The sequence below is a fragment of the Collinsella sp. AF05-9 genome (genome assembly GCF_003465595.1).
Taxonomy (GTDB): domain Bacteria; phylum Actinomycetota; class Coriobacteriia; order Coriobacteriales; family Coriobacteriaceae; genus Collinsella.
This window is the reverse complement of the sequence record NZ_QSBB01000028.1, coordinates 1-25236: the sequence shown is the minus strand read 5'-3', so window position 1 is coordinate 25236 and position 25236 is coordinate 1. Positions and strand designations below refer to the sequence as shown.

The 25236-nt window shown below is 57.2% G+C and carries 23 protein-coding genes and 1 pseudogene; 19 read left to right on the top strand and 5 right to left on the bottom strand.

The features are described from left to right. The 6 genes from DWV43_RS10400 to DWV43_RS07980 form a co-directional block, all read left to right on the top strand. Positions 1-1044: LuxR C-terminal-related transcriptional regulator (locus DWV43_RS10400; protein ID WP_233539239.1), on the top strand; the 1044-nt coding region annotated here is incomplete at its 5' end. Positions 1045-1153: 109 nt separating this feature from the next. Next, positions 1154-1666 (top strand): hypothetical protein, encoded by a 513-nt coding sequence (locus DWV43_RS10095; RefSeq protein WP_124785772.1) that lies wholly within the window; start codon positions 1154-1156, stop codon positions 1664-1666. 54 nt (positions 1667-1720) lie between these two features. Further along, positions 1721-2602 (top strand): hypothetical protein, encoded by an 882-nt coding sequence (locus tag DWV43_RS07995; RefSeq protein ID WP_089573265.1) that lies wholly within the window; start codon positions 1721-1723, stop codon positions 2600-2602. Positions 2603-2640: 38 nt separating this feature from the next. Continuing rightward, positions 2641-3438 (top strand): hypothetical protein, encoded by a 798-nt coding sequence (locus DWV43_RS07990; protein ID WP_147346275.1) that lies wholly within the window; start codon positions 2641-2643, stop codon positions 3436-3438. After that, complete coding sequence (locus DWV43_RS07985; protein WP_117817922.1) at positions 3435-4079, top strand: ATP-binding cassette domain-containing protein; 645 nt, start codon at positions 3435-3437, stop codon at positions 4077-4079. The genes DWV43_RS07990 and DWV43_RS07985 overlap by 4 nt, the downstream gene beginning before the upstream one ends. A gap of 5 nt (positions 4080-4084) precedes the next feature. Then, a complete protein-coding gene (locus DWV43_RS07980; protein WP_117817919.1) occupies positions 4085-4744 on the top strand; it encodes a DUF5028 domain-containing protein in 660 nt (219 codons plus the stop codon). A gap of 105 nt (positions 4745-4849) precedes the next feature. Here the strand turns inward: DWV43_RS07980 and DWV43_RS07975 are convergent, their stop codons facing one another. Next, a complete protein-coding gene (locus DWV43_RS07975; protein ID WP_117817917.1) occupies positions 4850-5566 on the bottom strand; it encodes a hypothetical protein in 717 nt (238 codons plus the stop codon). Between the two features lie 115 nt (positions 5567-5681). On the opposite strand from DWV43_RS07975, the gene dnaX reads away from it, so the two are divergent. From dnaX to DWV43_RS07960, 3 genes are read left to right on the top strand one after another with little or no spacing between them, the layout of a single operon-like run. Next, positions 5682-8165: a DNA polymerase III subunit gamma/tau gene (dnaX, locus tag DWV43_RS07970; RefSeq protein WP_158569852.1), complete on the top strand. Its 2484-nt coding sequence runs from the start codon at positions 5682-5684 to the stop codon at positions 8163-8165. A 54-nt stretch (positions 8166-8219) separates the two neighbouring features. After that, positions 8220-8480 carry a hypothetical protein gene (locus DWV43_RS07965; protein WP_117817911.1) on the top strand — a complete coding sequence of 87 codons (261 nt, stop codon included), beginning with the start codon at positions 8220-8222 and terminating at the stop codon, positions 8478-8480. After that, on the top strand, positions 8473-8745 hold the full coding sequence (locus DWV43_RS07960; RefSeq protein ID WP_099432548.1) for a DUF4160 domain-containing protein: 273 nt from the start codon (positions 8473-8475) through the stop codon (positions 8743-8745). Before DWV43_RS07965 ends, DWV43_RS07960 begins: the two co-directional genes overlap by 8 nt. Before the next feature lie 25 nt (positions 8746-8770). Here the strand turns inward: DWV43_RS07960 and DWV43_RS07955 are convergent, their stop codons facing one another. Then, entirely contained in the window at positions 8771-9247 is a 477-nt protein-coding gene (locus DWV43_RS07955) for a hypothetical protein (protein ID WP_117817908.1), read from the bottom strand. Between the two features lie 340 nt (positions 9248-9587). On the opposite strand from DWV43_RS07955, the gene DWV43_RS07950 reads away from it, so the two are divergent. The 8 genes and pseudogenes from DWV43_RS07950 to DWV43_RS10490 all read left to right on the top strand — a co-directional run bounded on the left by DWV43_RS07950 (position 9588) and on the right by DWV43_RS10490 (position 17867). Beyond that, on the top strand, positions 9588-9908 hold the full coding sequence (locus tag DWV43_RS07950) for a YbaB/EbfC family nucleoid-associated protein (protein WP_006235174.1): 321 nt from the start codon (positions 9588-9590) through the stop codon (positions 9906-9908). 13 nt (positions 9909-9921) lie between these two features. After that, positions 9922-10518, top strand: coding sequence for a recombination mediator RecR (recR, locus tag DWV43_RS07945; RefSeq protein WP_117817906.1), 597 nt, complete (start codon positions 9922-9924; stop codon positions 10516-10518). 245 nt (positions 10519-10763) lie between these two features. Beyond that, a complete protein-coding gene (locus tag DWV43_RS07940; RefSeq protein WP_117817903.1) occupies positions 10764-11669 on the top strand; it encodes a hypothetical protein in 906 nt (301 codons plus the stop codon). Then, positions 11666-13510, top strand: a complete 1845-nt coding sequence (locus tag DWV43_RS07935) for a hypothetical protein (RefSeq protein ID WP_117817900.1) — start codon at positions 11666-11668, stop codon at positions 13508-13510. The genes DWV43_RS07940 and DWV43_RS07935 overlap by 4 nt, the downstream gene beginning before the upstream one ends. 3 nt (positions 13511-13513) lie before the next feature. Then, positions 13514-14452 (top strand): FHA domain-containing protein, encoded by a 939-nt coding sequence (locus DWV43_RS07930; RefSeq protein ID WP_117584186.1) that lies wholly within the window; start codon positions 13514-13516, stop codon positions 14450-14452. A gap of 327 nt (positions 14453-14779) precedes the next feature. Further along, positions 14780-15046: pseudogene (locus tag DWV43_RS10560) on the top strand (methyltransferase); the annotation flags it as partial. A gap of 695 nt (positions 15047-15741) precedes the next feature. Further along, positions 15742-17373, top strand: a complete 1632-nt coding sequence (locus DWV43_RS07920) for an ABC transporter ATP-binding protein (protein WP_055310069.1) — start codon at positions 15742-15744, stop codon at positions 17371-17373. Positions 17374-17741: 368 nt separating this feature from the next. Then, on the top strand, positions 17742-17867 hold the full coding sequence (locus tag DWV43_RS10490) for a hypothetical protein (RefSeq protein ID WP_255413194.1): 126 nt from the start codon (positions 17742-17744) through the stop codon (positions 17865-17867). A gap of 390 nt (positions 17868-18257) precedes the next feature. Here the strand turns inward: DWV43_RS10490 and DWV43_RS10090 are convergent, their stop codons facing one another. The 3 genes from DWV43_RS10090 to DWV43_RS07915 form a co-directional block, all read right to left on the bottom strand. After that, positions 18258-18437 carry a hypothetical protein gene (locus DWV43_RS10090; protein ID WP_128620790.1) on the bottom strand — a complete coding sequence of 60 codons (180 nt, stop codon included), beginning with the start codon at positions 18435-18437 and terminating at the stop codon, positions 18258-18260. A 30-nt stretch (positions 18438-18467) separates the two neighbouring features. Continuing rightward, on the bottom strand, positions 18468-18671 hold the full coding sequence (locus tag DWV43_RS10085; RefSeq protein ID WP_124785779.1) for a hypothetical protein: 204 nt from the start codon (positions 18669-18671) through the stop codon (positions 18468-18470). A gap of 169 nt (positions 18672-18840) precedes the next feature. Beyond that, positions 18841-20199, bottom strand: coding sequence for a radical SAM/SPASM domain-containing protein (locus DWV43_RS07915; RefSeq protein WP_117817897.1), 1359 nt, complete (start codon positions 20197-20199; stop codon positions 18841-18843). A 443-nt stretch (positions 20200-20642) separates the two neighbouring features. Between DWV43_RS07915 and DWV43_RS07910 the strand changes: the two genes are divergently transcribed. Both DWV43_RS07910 and nifJ read left to right on the top strand, forming a co-directional pair. Beyond that, positions 20643-21122 (top strand): FHA domain-containing protein, encoded by a 480-nt coding sequence (locus DWV43_RS07910; protein WP_199571373.1) that lies wholly within the window; start codon positions 20643-20645, stop codon positions 21120-21122. Between the two features lie 448 nt (positions 21123-21570). After that, positions 21571-25110 (top strand): pyruvate:ferredoxin (flavodoxin) oxidoreductase, encoded by a 3540-nt coding sequence (nifJ, locus tag DWV43_RS07905; protein ID WP_117757919.1) that lies wholly within the window; start codon positions 21571-21573, stop codon positions 25108-25110. Positions 25111-25236 lie beyond the last annotated feature (126 nt).

The window sequence follows — 25236 nt, the reverse complement described above, 5'->3', positions numbered from 1 at the left end:
TTTCCCGGTTCGACGAACAGCCGATCGTGTCAAATGTGGTCTAACAGAGCCTTATTTTTTATCCTCCTTGCGGCTGGCCCCTTGGTAATGGCGGATAGCGATTGGGGGTCCGGTGTTTCGCGGGCTGTCGCCTTTTCCCTCTTAAGCTACGCATTGGGTCTCGGACTGCTTCTGTCGCTACGCTACGCGGGTGGAAAACCGAATCGTGGCGCTGCGCTGGATAGAGCAGGTGAAGCGATTGGGCTCGGAAGCCCGTGCGTGTGGGTGATACTGTCTGCTGTGGAATGGTCTTTTGTCTATATCGCGGCATGGAGGTGCGTACGCGATCCGTTGATGGCTGTGCCGGTCCTGTTTTGCGGCGTGGCGTCTATGGCTTCGCTTGCCGTTGAGCTGCGTCCGTTTAAGGTGCGTGCTCGTACCCGGGCTATCGTGTCGTTGGTGTCAATGGGCATGGTTGCCTTAATCTATGCGGTCGCTAGGGGGCGAATCCACGGGCTTGCGGTGCTGACGGGGATGTTGCTCACGTATAAGGTGCTGCGAAGCTGTCCTCGGTGCAGAATGCTTGGAATATGGATGCTTTGCTTCGGGGCGATGGCTCCTGTTTGGGTTGCCTTGCTCAATATGGTGCAGGATCTGACGGTTTTCGAGCCGTTGTTCCTCGCGTCGTTGCTGGGGCAAAGTTCGGCTGTCAATGTCGTCGTGGCAACGGTGATCGTCTGCTGGTCTGCGCCCATGTTCGTCACGCACATCGCGCTCACCCGCTCGGTTGAGAACGAGAAGGCCGTCTTGGAGTACCGCGCGAACGGGTCCACCGAAACGGCTCGCGTGCGTCAGCTTGCCCTGCTTGCGTCGCGCTCCCTTTCTGATGTTCAGTCGCAAATTTTGCTGATGACGGCAGAAGGCGCAACGACAAAGACCATTGCGGAGGATGTCGGTTACGCTGCATCTACGGTGCAAGCGCTGCGGTCTGCATCTTACCGCCAGTTGAAGATCAAGAATAAGGCGGAGCTAATTTTATTGTTATCGCAGGTAAATAACGTGTAAACGCCTGAGCAATCAACTCAATAGCGGGTGTTTACAGACATCTTTCTCTATTCATGCGAAGGTTGCCGTGCGTCGACGCATTGTTAACCGCTTTTGATTGGAGAAGGCCATGATTAAGCCAAGGAGCGCTATTGCTCGAATCGGAGTCGGCTTGGTGATTGCAGCTGGTCTGTCCCTAGGGGTTCCCGCTGCATCGTTTGCACAAGAGGAGTTTGACACCTCTCAGGTTTCCAGCATTACTCAAAACGCCGATACGGGAATTACGACCTGTACGAACAATGCCGATAAGGCATTTAGTTTTCAATGTGCCGGGACGAGTGCAACTGGCTACCGTCAAAAGGATGATTCCTCATCGCTCTATCTGGATATCCAGGGCCATACGGGAAATCCGCTTCGGTTATATACAGACGGTGCGTATAACACAAGCGGTAGCGGCAGCATGAATTGTACTCAGGGAACGTATCGTTCGAATCACAAGGGACAGTGGGAAATGTATAACCTCGTCCGTGAGAACGGGCGATCTGCGGCGCGACTGACTGCATGGGCGGAGTCTGGCTACGGCACTGTTATTGGCGTATGGAGCCCCGACTGCGTCGGGCATTTCCACAAGCTTCCCGCATAGTTGTTTGAAATGGCTCCCTTCCGGCTTTCTGGGTCGGAAGGGGGAGGAGGACGTATGAACCAAAAGCTCGCAAGATACGAACTGTCGAAAACGATTAGACGTCCAGCTTTTATCCTTGCTCTCTTGATTGCGGTCGCAGTTGCAATAGCTGCCGCGCTGGAGCCGTGGGCAAATTTGGAAAAAGAGCGCCACAACCTTCTTTCTTTTGGTTACGGCGTTGGCGTGCAAGCCGAAAATTATCTCGGTCAAACACGTGAAAGCAGCTTCGGTAACTGGATTGTTGTGAGCGCGAACGCGCCACTGTCTGCGTCGGTGTTTTTCTATGCACTGCCCCTGCTTGCAATGTTGGCTGGATCTTGGTCGTGTCTCTTTGAGCGTTTGAGTGGTTATGACATGCAGATATGCACGCGCGTTTCCAGAAAGGCGTACGTGAACGTAAAGATGCTGTCTGCTTTCCTCTCCGCGTTTACAGTGACTGCCATTCCTCTGCTCGTCAATTTCCTGATCGTCTCGATGCTTTTTCCTGCGTATCTTCCTCGGGTCGATGAGTCGACTTACGTAGGACTTTACCTGCATAGCTACTTCTCCGGTCTATTTTATTCGCATCCTTTGTCATATGTGCTCGCATACACGCTGTTCGATGCTGTCACGCTCGGGACTTTATCCATGGCTGTAACTGGCTTCTCAATTTTGTTTCGTAGCAGAATCAAAGCGATAATTGTCCCGTATCTGCTAATGGTTGCGTGGCATTTTGCAAATGGCTGGATCTTCGGCGTAATGGCTTGTGTGGGGTTTAACTGCAATATCCTCAACAGCATCAGGTCGGAATCGCTGAATAACTGGCCAGACATTCGAGCCGGTTTTGCGGAAATCATATTATTGACCCTTGCTTCGTTGGCTTTTTCTGGGGCGTGGAAAAGACGCGAGGTGGTCTGATGCTGTTTAGGCTGGTCGCCGCGGACCTGAGGACCGTTTTGAAGAAGAACATCATCACTTTTATTGCAATTGCGGCAGTGACCGTTGCGAACTTGGTGTACGCCTACGGATTGTCTTCTGTGTATGGGGTTAGAACGGATACCTTGGGGTTTGCGGATAATCTTGCGCTCGTGTTTGCCGGATCTGCTCCGTTTGAGCCTAGGCCCGGGGTCATGTTTGTGCCTCCGCTAGGATGGCTATTTCTCATTCTGCTTATTCTCTATACAACACTCGACTATCCGACCGAATCGTTGCACGGGTTTGGTTTGCAAGCGCTTGTTCGATGTCGGGCAAGAACCCTTTGGTGGGTCTCGCGTTTTATCTTGGTGGCGGCGGTAACGGCATTTTCGCTGCTCGTGGTGGTTTGCTCTGTTGTGATTTGGAGCTTGGTGGTGAGCTCCTCGTTCAGCGCGGTCGTCCATGGCGAGTCGCTTCAGCTGGCTAATTTGGCGCCGTGGTTTCTCAAAGCTGCCGAGGCAGATGCGCTGCCGTTTTTCGTAGGACTCTTTCTTGCTTTCGAGGCGCTTGCGTTTGCGCAGGCAGCGGTCGGGTTTGTGCTTGGGTCGTCGGTCTCGTTTGTGGTTTTAATGAGCTCCCTGATCTGCTCGGCATATGCACGGCATTGGGCGCTATTGGGTAACGCCTTGATGCTGTTGCGCTGGGGCGGAATTGTCAAAGAGGGAATCGCGACGGGCTCGAGCGTCTTGTTTTCAATTGTGATTATGTCGTTATGCCTATCGTTGGGTGGACTGTGGTTTCGAAGGGCCGACCTTATAGAAAAGGGGGACAAGATATGAGCGTGATCGTTAGGGACGTATCGAAGCGCATGGGCAAAAACGATGTTCTGCGCAACGTGTCCATCGAGGTTGACCCTGGGACTGTGGTTGGGCTTCAGGGGATAAACGGTTCGGGTAAGACCATGCTTATGCGAGCGGTCTGCGGATTGATCAAGCCTACCGAAGGCGAAATCTCTATCGATGGCCAAAGGCTTGGGGCGGACATCTCGTTCCCGCCGAGTCTGGGGATGTTGATCGAGGCGCCTTCCTTTTTGGGATATCTGTCTGGCTACGACAATCTGGAGCTCATCGCTCAGATCAAGGGCGTTGCAACTCCCGAGGACATTCGATCTGCCCTGCGGCTCGTGGGGCTCGATGCAGACGAAAAAAAGAAGTTCCGAGCATATTCGCTTGGGATGAAGCAACGTCTGGGGATAGCTGCGGCAATTATGGAAAAGCCGAAGCTACTTGTTCTCGATGAGCCAACAAATGCCCTCGACGAAGCGGGCGTTGGAATGCTCAAGCGCGTTGTGGCGATGGCGGCCTCAACGGGTCGCGAGGTTATTCTTTCCAGCCATGACGGAGAGGTGCTCGAGGAGCTGGCCGATCGGGTTTACTGCATGCGCGACGGTGCCGTTGTGAAAGTTCGGGAAAGGTCGTGAGCGCGATGAAGAAGACCCTGTGGACAAGAAGGGCGGTGCTTGCTCTTTTCGGCTGTGCTGCTACCGGCCTTGCGGGCATGAGGGTGAGCGTCGTTAACGGGAGCCGGACGGTCATTCCTGAGAAATATTATGCGGAGGGCGAATGGCTCTCGATGGATGGGGCGTTTCTGGGGTCGAAGGATGTGGCGACTGACGGGTATTCGTTTTGCATAGACGGGGCAGAGCTGCTCACGCCGCGCGAGTATCTCAAGCGTGCGCATGATGATTATTCAAAATATGGCATCGTGGATACGAAAACGAAATTGAAGGACGCCGACATCACGTGTGTTATCGCCGTAAAGATGCGTGTCAGGAATAAGGACAATGTCGAAGGCGGAATCAAAACGTATGTTTGGCATTTGGTGCCGGAGTCTGCGCCAAACTATGACTTTGTGGTCAATACCGATCTGATAACGCAGGCAATGCCGGCTCTGGGCGGTTCTGCTGCGTTTGCTGTACAGGTTGGGGCGGAGAACGAGTTGCTTCTCCCATTCATGATGCAAAACACCAACGACTATTTCGAAGGTTACGAGACCGTCCGTTTTGAGAAGGCTTTTCCTGGGACTTATACGATGAAGATGACCGATCTGCCAGAGAGAAGGCTCTTAAGGTTTGAAGTGAAGTAGCTCGAGAGTTAGGCAAAATGGGTCCATCGGCGGTACCCGCGCCCGATTTCAGGCGCTCCGACTCGGAATCGGGCGCGGGACGAGGCACCTTCGGTGTCGGCCGGATTACCGCTTCTTCTTGTTCTTCTTCTGCTTGCGCTGCTTGCCCTTGTTGTCCTGGGGCTTGTCGGCCTGTTTTGCTTCGGCAGTGGCCTTTTCTGCCTTCATCTTCTTGCGTTTGGTCTCGATGCGGAGTTTTTTGTTGATGCGCGCCTTAAGGAAGGCGCCAAACTGCTCGGCATCGCCGCGAACAAAGGTGTCCTTGGGGATCGTCACGCCTTGGTCGGCGAACATGGCCACAAAGATGCGCTCGCCGTCGAGCACGTGGTCGAGTTTCTCAAACGGGAAGAACTGCGACTTGCCGCTCTTGCCCCAGACCATCAGGCCGTCCTCGTTGGCGGCGACGCGGCGATAGCGGCCGCCCATGGACTCGTCGGCCTCGACGGCATCGATAAAGTCGCGGGCGAGCGTGTGGTGCAGGTTTTTGCTCCACCAGGCCAAAAAAGCGCCGAACACGATCAGGACGACGCCGAACTTGATCCAGTTGCCACCGGCTACCAGCATGCCAATACCCAGCAGGGCGGCAATGGCGGCGGCGACATACAGGGAGCCGCGGCGTCTGGGCGAGGCGACCAGGCGGGCGAAGTCGGTGACCAGATCGTTTTCGTACTGATACTCGTTGAGGTACAGGATGCCGTCATCGGCTGCTGCCTGCGCCTCGAGCGCGACCTCGACCTGGTCGGCTGCTTCGGAGGGAACGAGGTTGCTCTCTGCGTCTGCCATGCTCTTTGGACTCCTATCGCGGCGGGCTCGCCGTACGGGTTATTATGAATGCAGTATGCCGTGCGACCGCATGGCCGTCGCGGCAACAAGACTTAGTATACCCGGGGGAGCACCCATGGAATCGTTGTACCGAAAGTATCGCCCGCTCACCTTCGACTCCGTGGTGGGCCAGCAGCATATCGTCTCGACGCTCGAGCACGCCATCACCGAGGGGCGCCTGTCCCACGCCTACCTGTTCTGCGGTCCGCGCGGCACGGGCAAGACCACCATGGCGCGTATTCTTGCCAAGGCGCTGCTCTGCCGCAATGCCGAGGCGGCGCGCGCCGAGGGTGCGAGCGGCTGCATGCCCGACGGCACCTGTGAGGAATGCGAGCTCATCGCCGAGGGCAACCACCCCGATGTCTACGAGCTCGATGCCGCAAGCCGTACCGGCGTGGACAACGTGCGCGAGGAGATCATCAACTCCGTCAACTTTGCCCCGGTGCGCGGCAAGTACAAGATCTATATCATCGACGAGGTCCACATGCTCACGACGGCGGCGTTCAACGCGCTGCTCAAGACGCTTGAGGAGCCGCCGGCACACGTGATCTTTGTGCTGTGCACCACCGACCCGCAAAAGATTCTGGAGACCATCCTCTCGCGCTGCCAGCGTTTCGATTTCCATCGCATCGGCAACGAGGATATTGAGCATCGCCTGGCATACGTATGCGAGCAGGAGGGCTTCGATTACGACGACGAGGCGCTCGCCATCGTGGCGCGCCATGCCAAGGGCGGCATGCGCGACGCGCTCTCCACGCTGGAGCAGCTGAGCGTTTTTGGCAACGGTTCTGTGCATGCGGACGATGCCCGCTCGCTTTTAGGCGAGGTTTCGGACCAGATTCTGGGCGAGTTTTCCCGCGCTATTGCCGATCGCGATGTTGCCGAGCTCTATGGACTGATCCGTGCGCAGGTCGAGGAAGGAAACGACCTGCTGGAGCTGACGCGCGACCTGGTAGCGCATGTGCGTGACGTGTACGTTGCCTGCGTTGCCGGTGCCCGTGCCGAGCTGTTTGAGGGCGGCTCCGAGCAGGCCGAGGCGCTTGCTGCCGAGGCCGCTGCCTTTGGCGAGCATCCTGCCGACCGCCTGGCCCGCGTGCTGACGGTGCTCGACGATGCCGCACTGGAGATGAGGGGCGCGAGCGACGTGCGCCTGGTGCTCGAGATCGCCTGTACGCGTCTGGCACGTCCCGAGGCTGATTTAACGATTGAGGCATTGGCCGAGCGCGTGGCGCGTCTGGAGGCCATGGTTGCCAACGGCGCCGTGCCGGCGAGCGTGGCTGCTGCTCAGGCCACCGCGCCTGCAGCATCCGTACCCGCTGCTGCCCAGCAGCCGACGCTGATCTCGGGTGCCCGAGCCGCTACTCCGGCGGCATCTGCTACTACCGCTGATACGTCCGCGCGCCAGGGCGGTATGCCTTGGGACCGTGGTGCTGCCGCTCCGGCGGCTCAGCCTGCGCCCCGTTCTGCGTCCGTGTCGGCTTCCAAGCCTGCAGCGTCTGCACCTCAGTCTGCGCCGGCTCCGACGCCTCAGCCCGTTGCAGCCCCCGCGCCTGCCACCGCTCCGGCACCTAAGCCCCAGCCCAACACCGCCGCCCAGGTTGCTGCCGCTGGTGCCGCCGAGACCCCCGCGGTCGAGGATGCCGGTGAGCTCCAGCGCAAATGGGCCGAGGTCGTCGAACGCGTCAAGGCTCGTCAGGCTTCCTACGCAGGGCTTTTGCTCAATGCCCGCGCCACAGCAGACGACGGCTCCAAGCTCACGGTCTCGTTCCCCGCGGGCTCGACCTTTGCCATCAAGATGCTCGGACGCGCCGACACGCAGTCGGTGGTCCTGCCGACAGTCAGTGCGGTCTTCGGTCGTCGCACCGTCGACTACGTCCTGGATGGAGGTGGCACGCCGGCTCCTCAACATGAGGAGCATTCTCCATCTGCACGGGCTGCGGCATCTGCGGACCCGCAACCCGTGTCCTCGGCGGCCCCTGCATCCTCGAACGTCAGCGCGACGCAGCCAAAAGCGGCACCGGTAGCGGCACCGACCCCGTCGGCGCCTGAACCCGCTGCGCCCAAACAGGCTGCTCCGGTCCCCGCGCCCAAGCCCGCCGCCGCGCCTGCGCCCAAGTCATCCGACCTGGGCAAAGCCCCCTGGCTGCGCTCCGACAACCCCGCTGGCGCTCCCGCCACGGGCAAGCTCCCGACCGAGCCCGCGCCCCGAGCGCCCGAGCGCGCGTCCGCTCCCAAGGCTCAGCCGTCTGCGCAGTCTGCACCGTGGGAATCCGAGCAGGTGCCCTACGATGACGCCATGGTCGGCGGCTTTGCAGGCGATGCGAGCGGGGACGATCTGCCTCCGTTCGACGTGCCGGGTGCGACGCCCGCGCCCAAGCCCGCTGCAACTGCCCCCAAAGAGGAGGACGCTCCTGCAGCTCCCTGGGAGTCCAACCCCAGCGCGGGCAGTCCCTTCGGCCATCAGGGCGCAGCCCCAAGCATCCCGCAGACCGAGGACGAGGCCAAAGCCCTCATCCGCAGCGTCTTCGGTCAGGCCACCATCTTCAAGCCGGTGGAGTAGCTGTACAGGCGGGTATACTGCTCAAGAAGAGACGTCTTTGAACGGAGCGAGCTTATGATGTGGGAATATGTCCGCCTTGAGGACGATACGCAAGTTTCGTATTCCGAAGTCCGTGAGGACAACACGGTGAAGGTTGTTGTGGAGCGCCCGCGCGATTGGGGTTTTGACACGGCGGAGTGCATCTTGCCGGCATTCAATTGGGTGTCACGCGAGGGCTTTAGCGAAGCGGACCTCAAAGAACTCGATGATTTCGTGCGCAACAATGCCCCGCTCATCCTGCGTTTTGCCTACGAAGGCGGACGAGTCTATGCCTAGTCTGTTTCGACTCGGGCCGTACATCATCTTCTTCTGGACGGGGGAGAACGGCGAACCTGTCCATGTTCACGTTGCGGTCAAGCGCCCCACTGCCGAGGCAACCAAGATATGGCTTACCCGCTCCGGCGGATGCAAGCTGGCCCATAACAAGGGCGATATTCCTGCTCGGGATTTACGCGATATCATGCAGTTTGTTTCATCTAACCATGCGCTGATTTGCAAACGCTGGAAAGAAACAACCGGTGGGCTGTCGTTTTACTGTTGAGAATCGTTTGCTGGGCTTAGGACCCCTAGCCCTTTAGGGGCTCTTTGTCCGGGCGCATCTGTATTTCGGACATGTGTAGTGTGGTGCCGCGTATATCGCATTCGAGCAGACAAGCGCGTGACGGTCGGCCTAGGATGCTGAGGTCGATACGATACGTCGCGCGGCTGTCCGTGTACTCGACTTGCTCGGCGTCGAGGGTTGCTCCGATTGTCAAGAAAGCGCCTGGCTCGGCATCAACAATCTTGGAGTCCTTTATCTTGACCTTGAACTCTTGGTAGAGGGACGGGCTGTTGTAGTAAATGGTTCGAGTTCCGTCGGTGCACTCATCGGTTGCTTCCCATTTGACGACGGGCTGGTCCGAGCTGGCTATCAGCAGCTCTGCTCCAAAGGCTATAGCATGGGTGATGATAACCAGCAATGCCCAGCCGACAAAGAGATAGAGAACCACATATGCAACGGGGTGTTTTGAGCGGATGTTTTGGAGCGCGTCTGGGGCATTCATGGGGCACCTCCAAATTGCTATCTGTGACAATCAAATTATACACCGTCGTCATGAGTGCCGCCTCGAGCAGCGGTTCGGCATTTTGTTATCTAGCTGGATGCAGAAAATGTCGGATTCCGGCTCTACAAGATTTAGCTTTCAATATTATGCAGATGCGAATTATTCAACTTCGCATAATCTTTGGGTGCGGTTTGCACTCCAGGACATGTATATCGACTGAGGTAGCGTGTCCGCCCCGCTTGCTTGCCCCGCGCCGTGGTACGATTTTTGAGTTTGAAAGTCCCGCCGTGCTCCGGCTGCCCTTGCAGCTCGGCGCGCGGCCGCACGTAAAGGAGCCATCATGGCCGGTATGAACATGCAGCAGATGATGAAGCAGGCCCGCAAGATGCAGGAGCAGCTTGCCGCCGCGCAGGAGAACCTCAAGTCCCAGACCGTCGACGCCTCTGCCGGCGGCGGTATGGTCAAGGTGACCGTTAACGGCGAGATGGAGCTCGTCAACCTCACCATCGACCCCGATGCCCTCGATCCCGAGGACGTCGATATGCTGCAGGACATGATCATGGCTGCCGTCAACGAGGCCGTCCGCGGCGTCAACGAGCTCGCCAACAAGCAGATGGGCGCCATCACCGGCGGCCTCAACATCCCGGGCATGCCGTTCTAAGACACGCATATATATGAGTGCGAATCACAGTCTGCAAAAACTGCTCGATGAGCTGGGCCGTCTGCCGGGCATTGGTCCCAAGTCGGCCCAGCGCATCGCCTATTACCTGCTCGAGGCCGATGCCGAGGAGGCCCACCGCCTGGCCGAGGCCATCCTGGAGGTTAAGCAGGAGGTCCACTTTTGCAGCCGTTGCTTTAACTACGCCACGGCCGACGAGTGCTCCATCTGCCAGGACCCGATGCGCGATACCACTCGCATTTGCGTGGTGGGCGAGCCGCGCGATGTCCAGGCGATTGAGCGCACGGGCAGCTATCACGGTCTCTACCACGTATTGGGCGGCGTGATCAGTCCCATGGACAAGATTGGCCCCGAGCAGCTGCACATTCGCGAGCTGCTGGCACGCTTGGGCCACGAGGATATCCATGAGGTCATCATCGCCACCAACCCCAACATCGAGGGCGAGACCACGGCGAGCTATCTGGCCCGTACCATCAAGCCGTTGGGCGTCGAGGTGTCGCGTCTGGCAAGCGGCCTTCCCGTGGGCGGCGACCTGGAGTATGCCGACGAGCTTACGCTTGGCCGCGCCATCGAGGCCCGTCGCGCGATTTAGGTGGCGAGCCTGCTCCTGCCGTATGTTTTCCTCGCGACGCACGGGGTAGCCATAATTTCCCCGTGCGACTGTAAGTTTGTTGTGCAACAAAGATGCTTTGTATCCGCTTATCGCATGGATGCTTCCACTCGCATCCTTAATTTGCCCATTCGTTGCGCAACCTTTTGGGTTCGCTGATACACTCAAATATGGATTCGAATGAATGCGCCGCTCCCGAGCGGCGTGTTTTTGTTGGAGGAGAACGCATGCGGCCCGGTGGCACTCAGACAAAGCGCGGCGCCGCGGTGCGCATGCGACGCCGACTGGGCTTGGCGCCGCGGGCGTACGCACTGCTGTCTTGCTCGCTGGTGCTGGTCATAGCTGGCGTTTCTGCCTATGGCATGACCGTGCCGTCCATGATGCAGGCACATGCCGCACGCGAACCGCGCGTGGGGCATGAGGTCAAAAGTGATCTGGGCACCACGACTGGATATGCTTGGGCAAGTGTGGTCGCGCATATTGTGTTTGGCACTGACGACGCGGACGGCACCGAGGCCCCGGACAACGAAGTCACGCTTGCCAATGGCAAAACCATCGTGCTCACCAACACCAAGATCATCGATCGGTTGTCCAACAATAGCGTGGCGGCAACGGTGAATAAGGTCGAGCGGCAGAAGGAGCAGGACGCCCAGCAGTCCGGAAAGCCCGGTAGCTCGGATACTTCTGGCTCCGGCTCGGATTCGTCGAGTTCGGGCGGCGGCTCTGGGTCGGGTTCCTCTGCCGGAGGGTCTGGAAACGGCGGCTCGACGGGCGGCAACGCTGACAACGATGCAAACTCCGGTGGCCTTTCCGCTGCTGAGGAAGAGAGCATTCACAGTTGGCTTGTGACCAAGTACAACATGCTCGACGGCTATGTTTCTCGTGCCAATGACGTGGTCTCGACCTATAACTCTACGGGAGATCCCAGGCCGTGCGACAGCCTGGTCGGGGAGATGTTTGTCATTCGAGCCGAGTTTGGTCGTCAGACATTCTCGCCCCGGTCAAAGTGGTATCAGCAGTATGCCAATCTGTGGGGCTGTTACACCAACCTATGTCAATGGGTCGGCCATTACGGCGATGATGACGTCGCGCTCGGTAACTTCAACAATAACGTGGCGGCGCTTGCCCTATGATGACCGATCTTGCATCCACCACACCACAATCGCTCGGTCGCGATCCCATGGTCGGCTTGCGCCTGGCGCGTGTCGACGGGTTTGAGCCGGCCATTGCGCTCGGTCAGGACGAACTGCCTGCCTATCTGCGTCGTTTTACGATACTGTTTGCCGACGATGCCACCATGCGCCGTGGCGGTATCGGCCGCGTGACGCGTGCCGTCAACGCCCAAGGCGAGGCCGTGGCGCTCAAGCAGCTCATCTTGCCAACGTGCGATGAGTTTGACGATGCCGCCGCCCATGAGGCGCTGGTCGCCAAGTTCAAGGCGGCGTTTCGTGAGGAATATGAATGCCATCGCGCCCTTTCGGGCCTTAAGGGCTTTCCCCGCCTCTATGGCTGGGGCGAGGTCGACGGTGTGCCTGCAATTGTCATGGAATGGGTCGAGGGCGAGACGCTCGCCCGCTTGCGTTCGCGACTCGCCGTGGACGATGCCGGACGCCTGTCGCCGCTTGTGGCGGCGCGTCTGGGTCGCGACCTGTTCGATCTGCTCTGCCGTATGAGCCTGGTGGGCGAGGGCTTTGTCCATCGCGATATCTCGCCCGCTAATATTATGGTGCGTACGGCGCGTCTACCGCTTGACCGGCAGCTTGCCGAGGGCACCTTTGACCTGTGCCTGATCGACTTTGGCTCGTCGCTGGCGCTTGAGCCTGCGTCGGCCGTGGCCGGTACCGGCGGCAAGGCGTCGTTTACGGAGCGCTATGCCACGCTGCGTCGCGCGACGGTTGCCTATGCCCCGCCCGAGATGCTCACCGACGATATTCCCGACCTGCGCGCTTTGCGTATGTCGCCGGCGATCGACGTCTATGCCGCAGCAAGCACGGTTTACGAGCTCATTGCCGGCGCCGCGCCATACGAAGCCGCGCCGAGCACTTCGGGCACCTCGGGTTCGCGCAAAAAGACGCGCGACATCGCCAGCCCCTACCGTCTCAAGATGGACACGCTGCCCGACTATCCCATTGGTGCCCATGCGCCCGGTTGCGATTTGACTCAGCTGCTTCGTCGTGAGCCCGATGTGGCGCTCGCTGCGGCCGAGCAGGCCCAGCAGCTGGGGCTTGAGCCGGATTCCGAGGAGCTACGCGATGCGCTGGCGTTTGTCGATGCCCAGCTGTTCGACGTGGTGATGGCCTGTCTGTCCAGCCATCAAAAAGATCGTCCCGAGCCGGCGGCGGTCGAGGCGGCGCTCTCGGCGTTTTGTGACCACTATGCGCAAAATGTCGGTCGTTCGCTCCGCGGCGAGCCGCTCACGCCGTGCCCCATGGATGCGTCTGGCCGCGCGGTTCGTCGCGCGCTGATGGTCGGCGCGACGGTCGTCTGTGGCGTGGTTTGGGCTGTGGTCGTGGTTTCGGCCGCGCTGCTGGCGTCGGGCGCTCGCGTGACGGCGACTTTGGGATCGCTCGTGTGGTCTGGGTCGCTACCGGGTATTATTGCCGCACTGGCGTTGGCGCTGCCAGGCATAGCCGGCGTTGCCGCGGGGGCACTTGCGCGCGATCGGCGCTCGGGCTTCCTGCAGGGTGTACTTGCGCTTTCTGCCTGCGAGGTTCCGGTGCTGGTTGTGGCTGCATGTAGCGTATTTTCCCAACGCGCCGTGATGGGCGGCCTTGTTGCCGCTCTGGTTGCAACCTATACGCTTACGTGGTTTTTGCTTGCGATGGGCTTTGCCTTTGAACTTCCCGTTTCGGCACCGCGACGCACAAAAGCCCAGATGGCGACTCCGCTTGCCGGTGGAGCCGCAGCTGTCCGTACTTTTGGCGGACCTGTCGAAGTATCGTCCGATTCTATTTCTACGACCAAGGAGGCCTAGGTCATGGCATCTCAAGTTGAGCTCACCCCATGCGGGGCCATGTTTGACATCTTTAAGCGCGCAGCGCATCTGAGCCATATCGAGCTGTGCGGCTTGGTGCTTTCGTCCCGTCCGCTCGCCGACGGCCGCAGCCCGCAGAGCCGAGCCGCCGATCGCTCTTGGGTTTCCCGCTTTATCGTTCGCGCGCCGGTCGGCACGCTTCAGCAGCGCTACTTTGCCGAATACGGTACCTCGGCTGCGCGTATTATGTCGCAACTGGCCCTGCGCCAGCGCAATCCCATGGACTCCACGGCTGTAATCAATATGGTGTGCGGTCCTGCAGGTGAACCGATGGTACGCGCGCTCGAAGAGTGCCACCAGGACACGAATCTCTATCGCAACGCGCTCGATCGCCTGTCCCAGGCGGCGGAACTCATGCCCGCCGAGCGCGCCGAGGTCGTGCTGGTGCTGTTTGTCGCCGTCGGTTGTTCGGCGGATGTGCGGTCCTCGGTGAACTATGCCATCGACTACGCGAACGCGACCTGCGGCGGAGGCACATCCACGCCGCGTTCGCTTGGCATGTCGCTGACTGCGGGCGAACGCGAACCCGCCCCGGCGCACCCTTTGGGCTTGCTGCGCGTGCAAAACAGTTTTGTCGTGAGCGCCCCGCGCTGGATTCAGCCGAGTGAGCAGGGTGTTGAGATTGGCGCGCTGGCCACTGGTGAGGGCGATATTACCGACGTCGGCGACGATGTCTCGGCCCGCCATGCCCATATCTGGTGCGATGCTCAAAATATCTGGCACGTCGAGGACTTGTCGTCCACCAACGGAACCGTGGTGGTAAACGGGGCCACGCGCGTTTGCATTCAGGTCGAGCCCGGCCGTTCCGCCCAGCTCAATCCCGGCGACGAGCTCAAGCTCGGCGAATCCACTACCTATGCCATCCTCTTCGGTGCCCTCTAGCCGGCAGTTAAGGACGTTCCTTTTCTGCCGGCACTTGGGGACACTCCTCGGCGCGCCAGAGCCGGTCGCCTGGGGATGGAGAGGCCATTTTGGCCCTTGGCGGTCAGTCGGGGCGAAACTAGAAGATCTTTCCGATTCGCGGCTGTTCATGCTTGTAGAGCATCTAAAACAATAGGATGTTATTCTGGAATATGCCGGGTGCGTGAACTTGCCTGTCTTAGCCTTAATAAGGTATAGGGGAGTTTGGCTCAGGGGTTCCGTGTTGTTCTTCAGCGCAGTATTGTGGGACAGATTTGCTGAGATTGGCGCCTTACACCGCAGAGCGCACGGAAGGCTCTCGATTTGTGTTCTGGCCCCAGAATACAGGGCCTGATACTTACCAACTGTGGCATGGATGTAACATCTGTAGAAATCAACCCTTTTGTTGTCGACCTTTGTAAGAAAAACACTGCCATCAACTCTTTGGATGACGAAACTAGGGTGCTTGAGGGGAGCCTTTACTCCCCTCTGAGAGATGACTCATGTTTTTCGCTTGTCGTTGTGAATCCTCCGTTACTGCCGATTCCGGATGAGATTCCTTATCCCTTCGTTTGAGATGGAGGACAATCGGGTCTGGATAAAACACTTCGTATTCTTAAGGGTGGCGATACGCATTTAGAGAAAAACGGTAAATACTGCTAATAGGGGTGACGACGATGGTGCGGGGGCGACCCGCGATGCTCTCATCAATACGTCGGATACTTGGGAAATCAGGTCTAGATGCATGTATGATGATGCTGTGTGGCTATTCAATTAATCCGCGTTCCGAATGGGTGCAGGGTATAGCTGCGACATCGTATGCTTTTGACCCGGCGCGATACTCAGATATTTCTGAGGCGGTTGACGAAGTTTATACGCACTATGCCGCGCAAGGCGTTTCGGAAGTTTGCACATCTACGTTACGGGCTTAGGTTTCTTCAAGCGAGCAGGCCGGTTGCGTTATTTCGAGCGATTTTTCTAGTCTAGACGACAAAAGGCAAAGGATTTGATGGGTATAAAACGCGGACGTTTGTGGGCGGATGCTCAAATCTATTGTGGCAATCGGGCGGTTGAAAAAGATATTTCAACCGCCCGATTGCCAGGTTCGTCGGAGGAGATGTCCGATTCCGACTCTCTTGTAGGAAGAGCTTGAGATCGTATTGGCCCAAGGCAATCTTAAAGCAGTCTCATTGGCAAATCTTCGCTCCTGTTGTGTTGAGGTGTAAGGTATCAGTGATTGATGTTTTGTGGCGGGTAGATTGGGGCCTTCCTTGATTCGATGCGTTCTCTCGAGGTTCATCAGAGCAAAAGGGGCTTTCGTCTTCATTGCTATCACGGTGATTGGAACCGCTCTCTCCTATGCCATGCCATACGTGAACGGGAAATTCTTAGATTTTCTTCTCGGTAACCGCAGCGAAAGAGACGCCGTACTCTTCGCGCTCCTGGTTGCGTCAATAGGAGTTTTCTCCACCCTCTTTACTTATTTTGCAGGAACACTTTCCATTCGCATAACCACGAGACTTTCCTTTGATCTTCTCAGGGAGGCCGTCTTGCGTTTTGAAAGAGACGATTACTTGGTGAGTCGGACCATCGATCCAGCCTATACAACGCAACGGATTATTTCCGACTCTAGCGTGGTCTCATCCTTCGTTTTGGCGAATTTTATCAGTGCGCCGCTGTCCATTGTAGCCATTCCCATCGTATTGCTTATCATATGGTCAATTGATTCAACTCTCGCGGTGTTTTCCATCATTCTCCTCATCGTGTATTTCTGTGTAATTACTGGGTTGAGGAAACTTTTGTATAGGGTCACGTATGAGAAGAAAGAGGCGGACAGCGCCTTTTACGCCGCAATTGCATCGCAGCTTAATCAGATTCTCAACATTCAACTGACATCTTCGTACGGCAAGAGCGAACAAGCGCTCGACGCTGGGTTTAAGAGCTATTTTCCCAAAGTTTTGCGCTCCGGAAAGCTATCATATTCTCTGACATCGCTCGATGGTCTTTTCGCAGCGTTGTTTCAAGCGGTGATACTTGTTGTTTCCGGAGTACGAATCATTAACGGAACTATGTCAATAGGCGAGTACACTATCATCGGTACATACTTCGCGGTTCTCTTTAAGACTTTGAAAAGTATGATGTCATTGTTCAAATCCTATCAAGATGCCAAAGCATCATGGGATAGGACGGCTATCGCGACGAGAGAAAAGGAGAGATCGGGGTGGAATCGGACCGATTTAGCTAAACTCGATGAAATAAATGACATTTCGGTATCTGATTTGGAATTCTCGGTTGCCCTTCCAGACGGATCTGTCCGAGAGGTCCTCGGCGGGTTTTCTTTCAAGTTTTCCGGTCCTGGTACATATTGCATAGTTGGGGAAAACGGAAGAGGCAAGACGTCACTTCTTTACTTGATGCTCGGGCTATACTCATCGAAAGGCAAAGTAAAATACAACGGCGTGCCAATCGAAGAATGCGACTTGGATTACATACGTGCGAGAGAGATATCGTGCTGCCCACAGTCGTGCTTCGCGCCGGACGAAACGGTGAAAGAGCTGTTAGAGTATTTCGACACGCCCTTTTCTTCCTATCACCGGGGTGTAGATGGCCTACTTTCGCTGGAAAACAGCGTGAAGGAGTTGCTCGGGAAACGTTGCTCCGCGCTTTCGGGCGGTGAGCTGCGCCGAGTGTACTTATGGTCGGCGATTTCACGCAAGTCGTCAGTTTTGGTACTCGACGAGCCCACGACTGGGTTAGACGCTGTAAGCCGCGCCGAGCTTGCGGCCTATGTTAAGCGCAACAAGCAAAGCCAGCTGATCATCATTGTCTCTCACGATGACGAGATGGTCGGCGCGGTAGAAGGGGTAGTGGATTTAGGCAGCATGTACCGGGGTAAATGCTGACAAGTGTAGTGCTACCCAACTGACAGAGATAACAAAAAAGCGATGCAGATGCACGTAGCATTCAGTCGGTTCGGACTCGGTGCCTTCACGCCATCGCAACGCTTTCAGATATAGTTCTCATTCTCTTACTAAAGGAAACTTTAGTCTACGTTGTCTTGTCGAGACAGAGGTGAAGCGAAGTGTTGTCGCGACGTATCTTATTCCAGGTGGCTCAGTATCATCGTGAGAATCACACCAAAGTGTACTTACAATTCTCGTGTCCCACGGACAACATGAGCTGAGCATTGAGGTTCCACCCTTTGCTGCAACTACACGGGGTTGGACGGCAATGAAAATGCCGGGCCGCATGCCACGCGCAGCGGGGGTCCATGCCCCAGTATGTTGCCTACAGCAGCCTCGATGTCCACGCACACATCATCTCTGCCTTCGTGTTCAATCCGTTTGCCGGAGAGTGCGAGGGTTACAAGGCCGTAGAATACGAGCCGAACAAATGAAATGCGGTATCGACGCATAGGATTAAACTGACGATTGCTTTGCACCGAAAATACGCCCGGAAAGCCGCTATGGGTGGCGGCCCGGGTTAAATTGAGAGGCCCGTCCGATCACTTTCATGTGACGAACGGTCGGGCTTCTTATTCCACTTGCCAATGCTCGGCTCATATTGGAAGAAAGCTACGCTAATGTTTGCGTGATACTCCTATTTTTTCCGAAGAAAGAATCGGATAATGAAGAATAACAATAAAAAAGGTGCCAGATATAAAGCAAGTACAAAGGTTAATCCAACGAGACCTTGCAATAATGGCATAACTCCTCCCAGACACGAGATTTTGGTATTTGTCCCCATCTTATTTTGAATTGGACCAAATAGTTCCTAGACACAAAAACTACTCGTCAACTGGATCGCACCAATCTGCTGGCAAAACACAGCTTGATTCTTTATCGACATAGCACCAATCCGCAACAGGGCACTCGGCGATGTCGTAAAAATTGCATATATCAACTCCAAGACAACAAGGCTCAACGGGAGTATGTTCATTTGAACCAACAGGATGGATATGCTTCATAACAGCTCCTCACCTTAATCCAATTAGAGACTACGTTTGATCAATGCCACAGTGATCTACAACGCAGATGCTGCCGCCATCCATGTCATAGTCGCAGTAATCGTATGCACCACAGCCATCTGCTTTATCATAAACAGTACAGATGTCAGTAATGCCCAAGAGGCAGTCAAAAGACATCGGCTTCACGCCTGCCTCGTCGCCACTTCCTGGATTAATCGGATGAATATGCTTCACGACTACCTCCCTTTGAGTGCAGAAAAACCTCAATATTGTGTATAACAAACCAAGATGTCTAGTTCACCATATTTCTAGAATGGTTTCGGCGAACGTAGCAATAAGCTTCGCAGACGGTAATCAGAAGAACGAACACCTCCACAATGGTGACAGCAATGCGCTGAACCGCTTATTCCGATACAGTAGCTTCTCGTTGATTTTTCTCCTGCGAAGATGAGTGGCGGGAAATAAGGTCAAAAGCCATCTCGTAGCACATTTTTCTATATTCACATGATGCAGGGTGTAGACTCTTGGGCAAGTAGCCGTGCTCGTCTGCAGCCTCCCAGCTACAGCCCCCACCACAGAAAGACCGAGCCCAACAGTCCGTACAGTCAATTCTTTTTTCGACACCCTGACTCCAGTTTTCAATATACCTAGTTTCGTCAATTCCGGTGACGATGTTGCCCATTTTGAATCGCATCATCCCGACAAACCTGTGACAGGGGTATACGTCCCCTTCGGGAGTCACGGAAATAAAACGCCTGCCAGCCCCGCATCCGACAAAGGCGATCCTGTTGCTCATAATCAAATCAACTGCAGTTTTCAATGTTCTAAACAAGGGCTTTTCCCCTTGATCAATCTGTTTGAGATATTGATCCGCCAAATCTATTAGGCCCGCCCTGATTTTGTTTAATGAGTGTTCGTCGAGTTTGATATTCTCATCGAATGAGCTCACGGGCGAGAAGTAAATCCTTCTGAAGCCCATCTCTTTAAACTGAAGATAGTCTTCACCAAGGTTACAGTTATTATTTGTTAAGGTCGCTCTTGCGCCGAAGGGGAACGACTCGGAAAAACGACGAACGTTTTTGTCGATATCGGAGAAAGAGCCGCCTCCCGTCTTGTACGGGCGCGATGCATCGTGCTTGCATCCTGTACCATCGAGACTAATCAGAACAGAAAACCCGTGCTCCTTGAAAGAATTCACAGCAGTGTCATTCAAAAGCGTTCCGTTGGTCGTAATAGAATAGGTAAAGTTTCTATTGGGGTATATTCTTTTTGAATAGTCGACCGTTTTCCATATCAGCGGCTCGTTAATCATGGGTTCCCCACCAAAAAAGACGATTGCAAGCGTTTCGTTTTCCGATGAACTTGCGACGAGGTAGTCGACCGCCTTGAAGGCTATCTCGTCTGTCATCAGCAGAGGAGACGTTCCATAATCTCCTTTACCGGCAAAACAGTAACTACAACCAAGGTTGCATGCATGTGAAACGTGGAGTTCGATGGATCTAAGTTTTCGAGGCGTGTCTTTTGTTAAGAAAGTCCGCTCAGACAATCGTTGATACTCATCAATGTCGTCTTCAAGTTCTGCTATGGTCGTTTGGTCGTAGCCTTTCGCAGCAAGTGACTTTGTTAGCAACTTCGAGTTGACCGTTCTTCCCGATGCTTCAAATATGCGAAGCGCATCTTCTGATGCTTGGTCAACCTGAAAGCAATTGCGAGTGACCTCATCGAAGCAGTAACGACGATCACTTACTGAGAAAAAATGCATACGTTCCTCAATTTCATGCTGGACTGGCACTAACCTTGTTTATTGTTACGCAGCTATAAAAAACCACCAGCGGGGATTCGGTGTGCGGCCCAATCGGACTCCCAAAAGGTTCTATTTGAGACTGGCAAGCTTTGTGTTGTTGGCACTTCGACAGCGCTCTTTATTCCAACATGGAGCCTCGCAGTTTGAGTCGACTTGCCTCTGGAAGGTCCGATCTCAACTTGATTTAGGATGAAAACAGATTACAGGCGCGCTCCTCTAGAAAGAAAGGAAACCAATCGCCGCCTTTCACCAGGAAAGTTTTTATAGCCCACCTCGAGCAAAATGAAAGATGCGAGAGCGATTGGGGAACAACGCGAATCTCCCCTTTTGGGTGGGAGCGAGCCTTCAGCCACCGGCGAACGACTCGCCCTGGTCAGAATCTGGAAGTGGTGCCGGGCCGCTTGGGCCTCCCCGGTGACTTCGTGGGGCTTACCTGCCTGACGTCGAGGAGTACATCCGCAAGATTCGTTCCCTATGCCGTTTGCTCTCACGCCCGCCTTGGTTCCAAGTCGGGCGAGCACGAGGCCGCGCCGGCGCATCCGCTGGGACTGTTGCGCGTGCAAAACGGCTACGTGGTGAGCGCCCCGCGCTGGATCCAGCCGAGTGAGGAAGGCGTCGAGGTCGGCGCGCTGGCAACGGGGGAGGGCGACATCACCGATGTCGGCGACGATGTCTCGGCCCGCCATGCCCATATCTGGTGCGACGATTCTGGCACATGGTTTGTCGAGGACCTGTCATCCACGAACGGCACCGTGGTGGTAAACGGGGCCACGAGCGTGTGTATTCAAGTAGAGCCCGGTCGCTCCGCCCAGCTCAACCCCGGCGACGAGCTCAAACTCGGCGAATCCACCACCTACGCCATCCTCCTTGGTGCCCTCTAGCCGGCAGATAGGGACGCTCCTTTTCTGCCGGCACTTGGGGACACTCCTTGGCGCGTCAGAGCCAGTCGCCCGGGGATGGAGGGGCCATTTTGGCCCTTGGCGGTCACCCAAGGTAAACCTTTACCGCCCGCCTATATTTGCCGAAATTACACTTGACGGCGGGGTACAATAAACCCGCATGCGGATTTCCGTTGCGGGCGCCTCCCATCGCCGGGGCGTGCCCGGGAGCATCCGGCATGCGGCCTTTGCGGCGCTCGGTCATGTGCAAGACGGGTAGCTGGGCCTGCGGTGCGCAAGCGCCCCTCGCCTTGGCATGCCTTCTCTCCACGCCATGCACCTGCTGCCAAGCCCGCCTGCCAGATGATTGGAAGCAACAGCGAAAATCCCATCACGCCAACATCCCGGCGATCGCCGGGGCCTGTATACCTATATGAGAGGAGAGGGGTATATGGCGCGTAAGTTTAAGTCTATGGACGGCAACGAGGCGGCCGCATATGTTTCGTATGCGTACACCGAGGTAGCGGGAATTTATCCCATTACGCCGTCCAGCCCGATGGCCGACCATGTCGACCAGTGGGCGGCCCAGGGTCGCAAGAACATCTTCGGCACCCCGGTCAAGGTCGTCGAGATGGAGTCCGAGGCAGGTGCAGCCGGTACCGTTCACGGTTCGCTGGGCGCCGGTGCTCTGACCACCACCTACACGGCTTCTCAGGGTCTGCTCCTGATGATCCCGAACATGTACAAGATCGCGGGCGAGCAGCTCCCGGGCGTTTTCCACGTCTCCGCGCGTTGCGTCGCTTCGCACGCCCTGAACATCTTTGGCGATCACTCCGACGTCATGGCCTGCCGTCAGACCGGCTTCGCCATGCTCGCCGAGGGCAACGTCCAGGAGGTCATGGACCTCTCGCCGGTGGCTCACCTTGCCGCCATCGAGGGCAAGACCCCGTTCCTTAACTTCTTCGATGGTTTCCGCACCAGCCACGAGATCCAGAAGGTCGCCATGTGGGACTACAAGGATCTTGCCGAGATGTGCGACATGGACGCCGTCCAGGCTTTCCGCGATCACGCGCTCAACCCTGAGCACCCGCATACCCGCGGCAGCCACGAGAACGGCGACATCTTCTTCCAGAACCGCGAGGCCTGCAACAAGGTCTACGACGAGCTTCCCGCCGTCGTCGAGGGCTACATGAAGAAGATCAACGAGAAGCTCGGCACCGATTACGGCCTGTTCAACTACTACGGCGCTCCCGATGCTGATCGCGTCGTCGTGTGCATGGGCTCCTTCTGCGACGTGCTCGAGGAAGTCATCGACTACCTCAACGCTCATGGCGAGAAGGTCGGCCTGGTCAAGGTTCGCCTGTTCCGTCCGTTCTCCATCAAGCACTTTGTCGACGTTCTCCCCGAGACCGTCAAAAAGATCGCCGTCATGGACCGCACCAAGGAGCCGGGTTCCATCGGCGAGCCGCTCTACCAGGACGTCGTTTCTGCTCTCTACGAGGCCGGCAAGACGGGCATCAAGGTCGTCGGCGGCCGTTACGGCCTGGGCAGCAAGGACACGCCTCCCGCGTCCGCGTTCGCTGTCTTCGAGGAGCTCAAGAAGGACGAGCCCAAGCGCGAGTTCACCATCGGCATCGTCGATGACGTGACCAACCTGAGCCTGCCCGAGGCCGAGGATGCGCCCAACACCGCAGCCCCCGGCACCATCGAGTGCAAGTTCTGGGGTCTGGGTGGCGACGGTACCGTCGGCGCCAACAAGAACTCGATCAAGATCATCGGCGACCACACCGACAAGTACGTTCAGGCCTACTTCCAGTACGACTCCAAGAAGACCGGCGGCGTCACCGTCTCGCACCTGCGTTTTGGCGATTCCCCGATCCGCTCGCCGTACTACGTGACCAAGGCTGACTTTGTCGCTTGCCATAACCCCAGCTACATCGTTAAGGGCTTCAAGATGGTCCGCGACGTCAAGCCGGGCGGCACCTTCCTGGTCAACTGCCAGTGGAGCGACGAGGAGTTCGCCGAGCACATGCCCGCCGTGGCCAAGCGCTACATCGCGAACAACAACGTCAACGTCTACCTGATCGACGCTATCGACCTGGCCGCCAAGGTCGGCATGGGCAAGCGCACCAATACGGTGCTCCAGTCCGCCTTCTTCGCGCTGGCCAAGGTCCTGCCCGCCGAGGACGCCCTGCAGTACATGAAGGACGCGGCTACCAAGTCCTACATGAAGAAGGGCCAGGCCATCGTCGATGCCAACCACAAGGCCATCGATGCCGGCGCTACCGCCTTCCGTAAGTTCGAGGTTCCGGCCGACTGGGCTACCGCTGAGGATGCCGCTCCCGTCGAGCTCTCCGAGGAGACCAAGTCTGCCATCGCCCAGCAGGTCAAGAATCTGCTCGAGCCCATCGATCGCATGGATGGCGACAGCCTGCCCGTTTCCGCCTTTGTCGATTGCGCCGACGGCCAGTTTGAGCTGGGCGCCTCCGCATACGAGAAGCGCGGCGTCGCCGTGGTCGTTCCTCACTGGGACGAGACCAAGTGCATCCAGTGCAACCAGTGCGCCTATGTGTGCCCGCATGCCACCATTCGTCCGTTCGCGATGACCGAGGACGAGGCTGCCGCCGCGCCCGAGGCTACCCGCACGCTCGACGCTATGGGCCCCAAGGCCAAGGGCATGAAGTTCACCATGGCCGTCAGCCCGCTCGACTGCATGGGCTGCACCAACTGCGTCAAGGTCTGCCCCAAGGGCGCCCTCGAGATGGTTCCCACCGAGCAGGAGATGGACCAGCAGCCCGTTTGGGACTACATGGTCGAGAACGTCTCCGAGAAGAAGGAGCTCATCGCGGCCAACGTCAAGGGCAGCCAGTTTAAGCAGCCCTACCTGGAGTTCTCTGGCTCCTGCGCCGGCTGCGCCGAGACCGCCTATGCACGTCTGGTGACCCAGGTCGCCGGCGACCGTATGTTCATCTCCAACGCCACCGGCTGCTCCTCCATTTGGGGCAACCCCGCTGCCACCGCTCCTTACTGCAAGGACAAGGACGGTCACGGCCCGGCGTGGAACAACTCCCTGTTCGAGGACAATGCCGAGCACGGTCTGGGCATGGCCGTCGGCTACGAGGCCGTTCAGCACAAGCTGATCGCCGCTACCCAGGACATCATCGCTGCCGATGGTCCGTCCGATGAGCTCAAGGCCGCCGGCCAGGCTTGGATCGACTCCGTCAACGACGCCGAGGCCTCCAAGACCGCTGCCGCTGCCTACGTTGCCGAGCTCGAGAAGTGCGGCTGCGACGCTTCCAAGGCGATCCTCGCCGACAAGGCTTACCTCACCAAGAAGTCCTTCTGGATCTTCGGCGGCGACGGCTGGGCCTACGACATCGGCTTCGGTGGCTTGGACCACGTCCTGGCTTCCGGCCACAACGTCAACGTCTTCGTCTTCGACACCGAGGTTTACTCCAACACCGGTGGTCAGGCCTCCAAGGCCTCGAACCTGGGCCAGGTCGCTCAGTTCGCCGCTGCCGGTAAGGTGACCAAGAAGAAGTCCCTGGCCGAGATTGCCATGAGCTACGGCTACGTCTACGTGGCGCAGGTTGCCATGGGCGCCAACCCGGCTCAGACCCTCAAGGCCATTCACGAGGCCGAGGCCTACGACGGTCCGTCCCTCATCATCGGCTACAGCCCCTGCGAGATGCACTCCATTAAGAAGGGCGGCATGCAGAACTGCCAGGCCGAGATGAAGAAGGCTGTCGAGTGCGGTTACTGGAACCTCTTCCGCTTCAACCCCGAGGCTGCTGCTGGCAAGAAGTTCTCGCTCGATTCCAAGGAGCCCGCGGGCGGTTATCAGGAGTTCCTGATGAACGAGGCCCGTTACGCTTCGCTGACGCGTTCCTTCCCCGAGCGCGCCGAGGAGCTCTTCAAGGAGAACGAGCAGGCCGCTATGGATCGCTACGCTCACTTGCTGAAGCTCAAGACGGTGTACAACGAGGCCTAGGTCTCTCACCGCAGGATCTGAGGGCTGACCTTCGCGGACGTCCTCGGACATGAAAGAACCCCCGCTGCGCACTTGAACTGCGCCCCAATTCTTGGACGGGCTAATAAGCGGCCTACGCCGCACATA

Excerpts from the sequence above, each read along its gene's own strand:
- DWV43_RS10095 (WP_124785772.1), top strand. The coding sequence starts at position 1,154 with ATGATTAAGCCAAGGAGCGCTATTGCTCGAATCGGAGTCGGCTTGGTG.
- DWV43_RS07995 (WP_089573265.1), top strand. The coding sequence starts at position 1,721 with ATGAACCAAAAGCTCGCAAGATACGAACTGTCGAAAACGATTAGACGT.
- DWV43_RS07985 (WP_117817922.1), top strand. The coding sequence starts at position 3,435 with ATGAGCGTGATCGTTAGGGACGTATCGAAGCGCATGGGCAAAAACGAT.
- DWV43_RS07980 (WP_117817919.1), top strand. The coding sequence starts at position 4,085 with ATGAAGAAGACCCTGTGGACAAGAAGGGCGGTGCTTGCTCTTTTCGGC.
- DWV43_RS07975 (WP_117817917.1), bottom strand. The coding sequence starts at position 5,566 with ATGGCAGACGCAGAGAGCAACCTCGTTCCCTCCGAAGCAGCCGACCAG.
- dnaX (WP_158569852.1), top strand. The coding sequence starts at position 5,682 with ATGGAATCGTTGTACCGAAAGTATCGCCCGCTCACCTTCGACTCCGTG.
- DWV43_RS07965 (WP_117817911.1), top strand. The coding sequence starts at position 8,220 with ATGATGTGGGAATATGTCCGCCTTGAGGACGATACGCAAGTTTCGTAT.
- DWV43_RS07960 (WP_099432548.1), top strand. The coding sequence starts at position 8,473 with ATGCCTAGTCTGTTTCGACTCGGGCCGTACATCATCTTCTTCTGGACG.
- DWV43_RS07955 (WP_117817908.1), bottom strand. The coding sequence starts at position 9,247 with ATGAATGCCCCAGACGCGCTCCAAAACATCCGCTCAAAACACCCCGTT.
- DWV43_RS07950 (WP_006235174.1), top strand. The coding sequence starts at position 9,588 with ATGGCCGGTATGAACATGCAGCAGATGATGAAGCAGGCCCGCAAGATG.
- recR (WP_117817906.1), top strand. The coding sequence starts at position 9,922 with ATGAGTGCGAATCACAGTCTGCAAAAACTGCTCGATGAGCTGGGCCGT.
- DWV43_RS07940 (WP_117817903.1), top strand. The coding sequence starts at position 10,764 with ATGCGGCCCGGTGGCACTCAGACAAAGCGCGGCGCCGCGGTGCGCATG.
- DWV43_RS07935 (WP_117817900.1), top strand. The coding sequence starts at position 11,666 with ATGATGACCGATCTTGCATCCACCACACCACAATCGCTCGGTCGCGAT.
- DWV43_RS07930 (WP_117584186.1), top strand. The coding sequence starts at position 13,514 with ATGGCATCTCAAGTTGAGCTCACCCCATGCGGGGCCATGTTTGACATC.
- DWV43_RS10490 (WP_255413194.1), top strand. The coding sequence starts at position 17,742 with ATGCCCCAGTATGTTGCCTACAGCAGCCTCGATGTCCACGCACACATC.
- DWV43_RS10090 (WP_128620790.1), bottom strand. The coding sequence starts at position 18,437 with ATGAAGCATATCCATCCTGTTGGTTCAAATGAACATACTCCCGTTGAG.
- DWV43_RS07915 (WP_117817897.1), bottom strand. The coding sequence starts at position 20,199 with ATGCATTTTTTCTCAGTAAGTGATCGTCGTTACTGCTTCGATGAGGTC.
- nifJ (WP_117757919.1), top strand. The coding sequence starts at position 21,571 with ATGGCGCGTAAGTTTAAGTCTATGGACGGCAACGAGGCGGCCGCATAT.